The following is a 6,585-nucleotide window of genomic DNA, read 5'->3' on the forward strand; positions in this document are numbered from 1 at the left end:
TCCCGGCGGTTCGAAAGGACCGGCGCCCTCGTAAGAGAAGGCTCCAGGAGGCGTGCCAGAGCGGCCGAATGGGACTCACTGCTAATGAGTTGTCCCTTCACGGGGACCGGAGGTTCAAATCCTCTCGCCTCCGCCAAGCCCGGTTCACCGGGCTGCAAGACCCCAGCTTGCTGGGTAAACAAATGAATATCAATGCGCCCGTAGCTCAACGGATAGAGCACTTGACTACGGATCAAGAGGTTAGGGGTTCGAATCCCTTCGGGCGCACACAAAACAGCAGCCCCTCCGCATCGAGCGGAGGGGCTGCTGTTGTTTCGGCAATAACGTAAATCGCCTTCCGGTAGCCGAATTCGATTCGGCTACCGGAAGGCGAGAAGCATTTATCCCCGAGGGATCAGGGCAGGATCTGCGGAACGACCTGCGGGGCCAGCGCGCCGACGAGCATGCCGACCAGGGCCAGCTGGAGAGCGGGGCCGACGGCGCAGAGCGGGATGAGGGGAATGCCGATAATGGTGACGCCGCATATCACGGCGCCGGTCACGGCTCCGATGATTCCACCCAGTGCGGCACCGTTGGCCAGCGGATCGTGGTTGGCCGCATCCGGATTGGTGGCGATGTTCTGCGGACCGGGAGCGGCCACCGGCTGCACCGCCTCCGCGGCGGCGGGCTCAGCGACATCCGCGGCCGCAGGCTGGGCGATGGCCGCGGCTACGGGCTGAATCGCGGCCGGGGCTTCCGGGGCCACGACCATCTGTACGACGGAGGCCGGCTGCGGGGCATCGACGGGCGCAGTGGCAGAAGCCGTTCCGGCGCTGGCGAAGGTCGCCGCGACCGCCAACGGCAATGCCGCAATGAGAGCCTTACGACCGAATTTGCCCATGGTCTTGCGCATGATTTTTCCTAACCCCCGCAGCACGCTCAAATGAATTAGCGTGCATAACGTTTCACGTTGCGAATTGCAACGATCAAGTTCTAGCTGATCTTGGTCGCCGAATCAAGTCCGGGTCCGCTATTCGCATGCGGCGGAATTGTGTTCGACGACACCGTAACTCGGGGGATTCGAATTCCGATTCGCGAACTTACTTCCAGGCGGCGAGGTCCGGGAGATCTCCGGTGAGATCGGCGCCGGGGGAGCGGCCGACGAGCCAGGCGGCGAGGCCGGCGGCCGGACCGGTGACGGTGGCGGCCGGGACGCCGACGGTGCCGGAGTAACCGGTGTCGGTGGCCGTGACGGTGAAGCCGGGGCCCGGCTCCCTGGCGGCGAAATCGGCGACGGCCTGGGGGAGCAGGCGCTCCACGAACGCCGCGCTCCAATCCGCCGGGGTGTAACCGGTATTCAGATCCACGTGGTGAATCTCCACCTCCACCAGGCGCATCCACACCACACGGGTGGCCGGCATTTCACCGCCCTGGCGATTGCGGACGACGGCCTGCCAGCTCTCCTCCGGCATCACCCGGGCCAGCGCCAGCCAGCGTTCGGAGGCGGCGGTGAGATCCTCCTGCTGCTCGTGCAATGCCCGCGGCGCACCCGCCTCGATATCGGCGTCACGCAGGAATGCGCTTGCGTACTGCGGGGTTTCGATGCCGGTGCGGGCCCACAGCAGCAGATTGACCAGGCTGTCGGCATTGCGGGACAGATGTGCCAGCACATGGCCGCGGGTCCAGCCGGGCAGCAGCGAAGGCTCCACCACATCGGCGTCGTGCAGGGCGGAGACGGCGCCGAGCAGGCGGGTGGTCGCGGCGGCGACAGTGTCGAGCTGCGTGGGGATCGCGGTGAGTTCCGGTGCGTCGCTGGTCACATCTCGACCCTACCCAGCGGGCCGGACACTCGTCGGACGGTGCGCCGCACCGGGCGGGCCGGTACGCGTCACTGGTCGGATGCGGCGCCGCGATCGCGTTCGGCCAGCACGATTTGCACCGCCAGCACGATCAGCCACAGCGACATGGCGCCCACCTGGATGCGCTGCGCGATCCCGAGGCCGTAATTGCCGGGCAGATTGTCGGCGATCAGCATCCACGCCGTCACCACCGCACCGATGATCAGAATCCAGAGCCCGGTATGCCGCAGAATCGGCCAGCGCCGGTATTTGAACGCCGCCACACTGAACGCGATCATCGCGATGTAGATGGAGAACACCGCCAGCGTGCTGGTGAGCGCGTGGATCTGATGCAACTGCGGGAACAACCCGGTATCGGAATACACGTGCTTGTTCGGATCCGGTTGTGACAGTGAGAATTGCGCATCCGCGATGGTGGAGATGCCGAAACACATGAGCGCAATCCAGCCGATGGTCGAATACCGGCGGCGCGAGAACAACAGCAGCCCGCTGATGCCGGCCACCGCCAGCATGGTGCCCGACACGGTATCGCCGGTGGTGAACACCCAGCGGAACGGCGCGCCCTTCTCGGCGAGCTGGCTCAGGAAGGTATTGGTCGGATCGCTGGGGATAGGTAGGAGGAACTCCAGCACCCAGGAGGAGTAGCCGAGACCCGCGAGGCCTATCAGGAGGGCGATCAGCCAGCGGAGGTACCGCTTCCAGCGCGGCGTCGGCGGCGACTCGCTGGGAGCCGCTGCCGCCTGTTGCTGCTCGGTTGGCATCATCGCCGTACTCGCTTTCGCCGGCCTCGCTCGCTCTCGCAGTGCAGCTGTCCGGACTGGTCGGACGGTCCGTTGATCAGTCCATTGTCGCGCATCCGCTCCGCCGATCCTCACGCCGTCCGCATCAAAGTTCGCATCACCAGGTCGGCAGCCGAATCGGGCGATTCGTGCTCCCAGACCCGCACCACCGCCCAGCCGGCCTGCGCCAACCGTGCGTCGGTGTCCCGGTCCCGTGCCACATTCCCGGCCAATTTCTCCGCCCACCACTGCGCATTGTTCTTCGGCGAAGTGGCGTGCTCGGGGCAGCTGTGCCAGAAACACCCGTCCACGTACACCGCCACCTTCCGCCGCGGAAAAACGATGTCGGCCCGCCTGCGCAGCTTCGGCAGGGGAGACCTGTCAATGAAGAACCGCGCACCCCGCCTGTGCAATTCCCGGCGCAGGGCCAATTCCGGCGCGGTATTCACCCTGCGCTGCTTCGCCATACGGGCGCTGGTCGCCGCATCGGTCGCGGGGCGCTGGGCAGAGGAGTCCACACCTACGGCTTACCACCGCGGGCGCGATAGGGCATCGCCCCGGTCGCGGTGCGTCAGGCGGCTTCGCGGGGAAAGCCGCCCATGCGGTCGAGGTGGTTCTCCATATCCTCGATGAAGCCCGGGGGAAATCTCAGCGTGCCCATGCTGGTGCGGCGCAGGAATCCGGCGGTGGCGCGGGCGGACAGCAGCCGGACATCGTCGAGGAACCAGCGCAGATCCTCGTACGGCGCATGAACGGGCCAGGTGGACACCGGAACTCGATAGACCACGCCGTCGCGGCCCCACGCGGCGGTAGGCCAGGCCCGATGGGTGTGCGGTGCGCCCTCCTCGAAGGCATCGTCGCCGGCATCGGCCAGGCGGCCACCGATCCAGGACGCCATGCGCACGCTCACCGCATTGCCGACCAGCTTCCAGCGATGCCCCGGCCGTACACCCGGAACCTCGAGAGCCGGTGTGGTCCAATCCCGATCGAAGCCCTGTAGGCGTTCGGCATCGGTGATGCCGGGCGTGACGATCTCACCGGAGGGCAGGCGCACCGCCGGGGGACTCGCGATGCCCAGGGCCGAACCGCCCTTCACGGTCGGCACCGCGTTCACCGCCCAGCCCAGGCCGCGGGTGCCCTCGGTCCAGTAGAAGCCGCACGGATCGTGGTCCGGATCGCCGACCGTGCGCGGTCCGGCGTCCGCGCCGAACAGCACCGGTCGCGGATCCTCGGTGCGCGAGGCCAGCATGAGCACCCGCTGGCGGCGCTGCGGCAGCCCGAACGCCTGCGCGTCGACCACCCGGTACGCCCACAGGTAGCCGAGCTCCTCCAGCGCGCCCGTAATGTGCCGCATGGCCGCCCCGCCGCCCAGCTGCAGCATGAACGGCACGTTCTCCATGAGTAGCCAGCGCGGCCCGCGTTTGCGCCGCACCAGCCGGAACACCTCGTCCACCAAACCCGAACGTGCTCCGGTGATTCCGGCCGTCCGCCCCGCCTGCGACAGGTCCTGGCAGGGGAACCCGGCCGCCACCAACTCCGTCCCCGACGGCAGCGACCGCAATCGCTTCACATCCGAATGCAATTCGACATCGGGAAAGTGCGCCCCGAGCACCCCCTGCGCGCCCGCATCGATCTCACACAGCAACTCGCTCCGCCACCCGTGCGCCGAAAGCCCGAGCTCCAGCCCGCCGATCCCGGCGAACAGCCCGACCATCCGCCCGCCAGTCACACAGATTCCTTTCAACCGCGAGTTCCCCAAATACCCGCGACTACGTTACTCGAGTCCCAGCGACCCACCCACGTTCAACACCGGGCATAACCGACCAGCTAGCACGCTGAGCCCCACCGACCGGGCAATCACGCCCGCGACACGCCGATAAACCTCGCGGAAGGCCCGCGCGGCCTACGGCGCTTCCGCGGTCGCCCGACCGGGAAAACGCGCCAGTGACACCCCGATAATCCCGGCCAACATCTATGCCCAGGCCAATTCAGTGCCCGGACATCGGAGCCGTACGCCTCGAGTTCGTGGCCCGCCCGGGTCTGGACTGCGGCTCCATAGACCTGCGCCTTGGAGGAGCGGAGGAGGGAAGGCCCGGGTAACAGGGCCACGAACCCGCCGGAGCGAAGCGGAGGCAAATAAGCCCAGTACGGTTATAGCGTGACGGAGAGCGGGAGCGAGGACTCGAGACCGGCGGTGTCGAAGTGGCCGTCGATACTGACCTGGCGTGCGCACAATTCGTCGCGCATGGAGTCGGTGCGGGTTGTGCTCAGCGGCAACCGGATTCGCGCGGCGGGGCGCATCATTGCCGGCGAGTGTGCAGATCATCCGGCCTTCAGTGCCTCATACGACCTGGTCACCGATGAGAACGGGGTGACGCGGCGGCTGTCGCTGCGCAGCACCCTGTCCACCGGGGAACGGCACGCCTCCATCGCCCGGGACGAAGAGAACTACTGGCTGATCGACGCCGGCGGCACCCACGTGCGTTCTACCTTCGGCGGCGCACTCGACGTCGATGTGGTGCTGAGCCCCTTCTTCAACACCCTGCCCATCCGCCGCTACGGCCTGGCGCACGCCAGCGAGGACATCACCGTCCCCGTCGTCTACGTCCGCCTCCCGGACCTGCTCGTCCAGGAGGCCAGCGTCACCTACAGCAGCGGAGCCGACGGCATCCACGTCCTCTCACCCGTCTCCACCGCCACCGTCACAGTCGACGACGACGGCTTCCTCCTCGATTACCCGGGCCTGGCCGAACGCATCTGACCCCGCCCCGTCATCCCGGCAGGATCAACCCCGTCATCCCGGCATGCTTTTGGCCGGGATCCACCGCGGTGGGCTTACCCGGGTGTGTATCCCGGCCAAAAACGCGCCGGGATGACGAGGTGGGTCAGGCGAGGGACTCGATCACCCCGCCGCGGCGTCCTGCGTCGGCGAGCTGGGCGAGCCAATCCTGGTCTCCCGGGCGGATTTCGGTGATGGCCCAGCGTTCGTTGTCATCGAAGTCGACTCGGGCGTCGTGACCGGCGTCGGCGAGTTGGCCGATGGTGCCGCCCGATCGGAGCGTGTCGCGCGCGCCCTCTAGGACGCGCAGGGCGTCGTCCAGGACCTCCAGCAGTGCTGCCGAATTGGGGTCGCAGATGGCGCGGACCAGGTCGGGTGCGGTGGCGGCGACTCGGGTGCCGTCGCGGAAGGAGCCCGCCGCCAAGCCGAGGGCCAGCGGTCCGCCGTTGCGGCCCTGGATGGCGAGGGCCTCCGCGAATACGTGCGGCAGATGGGAGATGCGCGCGACCGCCCGGTCGTGCTCCTCGCTCAGTACGGGCACCACCACGGATCCGCAGTCCAGCGCCAGCCGCGCGACCCGCTCCCAGGTGCCCGCGTGCGTGCCCGGATCCGCGCTCACCGCCCAGGCCGCCCGCTGGAACAGGTCGGGAGTGGATGCGGCCCAACCGGACTCGCTGGTCCCCGTCATCGGATGCCCGCCCACGTACCGCCCGGCCAGCTCGTGCCGTCGCATGGCCGCCGCGACCGGAGCCTTCACGCTCACCACATCGGTGAGCGCGCAGTCCGGTGCGAAGGACTTCACATCGGACAGGATGGTGTCGAGGGCGGGCATGGGCACCGCGACCACAATGAGCGCGTCGGTCTCCGCGGCGCGCCGCAGCACCGGTTCGATAGCGCTGGTCACATCGAAGTCGTCGGCCCGGGCGGCCTTCGCGCCCGCCTCCGATCGGTTGAACCCCCACACGTCGTAACCGGCCGCCGCGGCGGCGCGGAGCACCGATCCGCCGATCAACCCGGCACCGAGGACACAGACAGCTGCTTGCGAATGGCCGCTCATGCCATCAGATTCGCATACGACTTCAACATTTACCCCGAAGCGGACTACCGTTGCGCCCATGGCAGCACAGCGCTCGAGCACGAACAGGGCGGCGTCGGATGAGTACGACGACGTGGAAGGGTTCGCAGTGGC

General features: G+C 67.8%; 7 protein-coding genes and 2 tRNA genes. 3 read left to right on the forward strand and 6 right to left on the reverse strand.

Annotation, left to right across the window (positions count from 1 at the left end):
- Positions 1-46 precede the first annotated feature (46 nt).
- Together JWN03_RS32145 and JWN03_RS32150 are read left to right on the forward strand one after the other, a co-directional pair.
- Positions 47-136: transfer RNA gene (locus JWN03_RS32145), tRNA-Ser, on the forward strand.
- Between the two features lie 58 nt (positions 137-194).
- Positions 195-267: transfer RNA gene (locus JWN03_RS32150), tRNA-Arg, on the forward strand.
- 127 nt (positions 268-394) lie between these two features.
- Here JWN03_RS32150 and JWN03_RS32155 read toward each other — a convergent pair.
- The 5 genes from JWN03_RS32155 to JWN03_RS32175 form a co-directional block, all read right to left on the reverse strand.
- A complete protein-coding gene (locus JWN03_RS32155; RefSeq protein WP_297622851.1) occupies positions 395-892 on the reverse strand; it encodes a hypothetical protein in 498 nt (165 codons plus the stop codon).
- A gap of 187 nt (positions 893-1,079) precedes the next feature.
- The gene (locus JWN03_RS32160) at positions 1,080-1,799 is read right to left on the reverse strand and encodes a maleylpyruvate isomerase family mycothiol-dependent enzyme (RefSeq protein ID WP_297622853.1); all 720 of its coding nucleotides are present in this window, start codon (positions 1,797-1,799) and stop codon (positions 1,080-1,082) included.
- Between the two features lie 68 nt (positions 1,800-1,867).
- Complete coding sequence (locus JWN03_RS32165) at positions 1,868-2,602, reverse strand: DUF998 domain-containing protein (RefSeq protein WP_297622855.1); 735 nt, start codon at positions 2,600-2,602, stop codon at positions 1,868-1,870.
- 107 nt (positions 2,603-2,709) lie between these two features.
- Positions 2,710-3,135 (reverse strand): very short patch repair endonuclease, encoded by a 426-nt coding sequence (locus JWN03_RS32170; protein WP_297622857.1) that lies wholly within the window; start codon positions 3,133-3,135, stop codon positions 2,710-2,712.
- Positions 3,136-3,188: 53 nt separating this feature from the next.
- Positions 3,189-4,346 carry a DNA cytosine methyltransferase gene (locus tag JWN03_RS32175; RefSeq protein WP_297622859.1) on the reverse strand — a complete coding sequence of 386 codons (1,158 nt, stop codon included), beginning with the start codon at positions 4,344-4,346 and terminating at the stop codon, positions 3,189-3,191.
- A 429-nt stretch (positions 4,347-4,775) separates the two neighbouring features.
- Here JWN03_RS32175 and JWN03_RS32180 point away from each other — a divergent pair, with 429 nt between their 5' ends.
- Positions 4,776-5,378, forward strand: coding sequence for a putative glycolipid-binding domain-containing protein (locus JWN03_RS32180; RefSeq protein ID WP_297622860.1), 603 nt, complete (start codon positions 4,776-4,778; stop codon positions 5,376-5,378).
- A gap of 124 nt (positions 5,379-5,502) precedes the next feature.
- Here the strand turns inward: JWN03_RS32180 and JWN03_RS32185 are convergent, their stop codons facing one another.
- Positions 5,503-6,453 carry a prephenate dehydrogenase gene (locus JWN03_RS32185; protein WP_297622862.1) on the reverse strand — a complete coding sequence of 317 codons (951 nt, stop codon included), beginning with the start codon at positions 6,451-6,453 and terminating at the stop codon, positions 5,503-5,505.
- Positions 6,454-6,585 lie beyond the last annotated feature (132 nt).

The organism is Nocardia sp., from assembly GCF_025465275.1.
Classification (GTDB): domain Bacteria; phylum Actinomycetota; class Actinomycetes; order Mycobacteriales; family Mycobacteriaceae; genus Nocardia.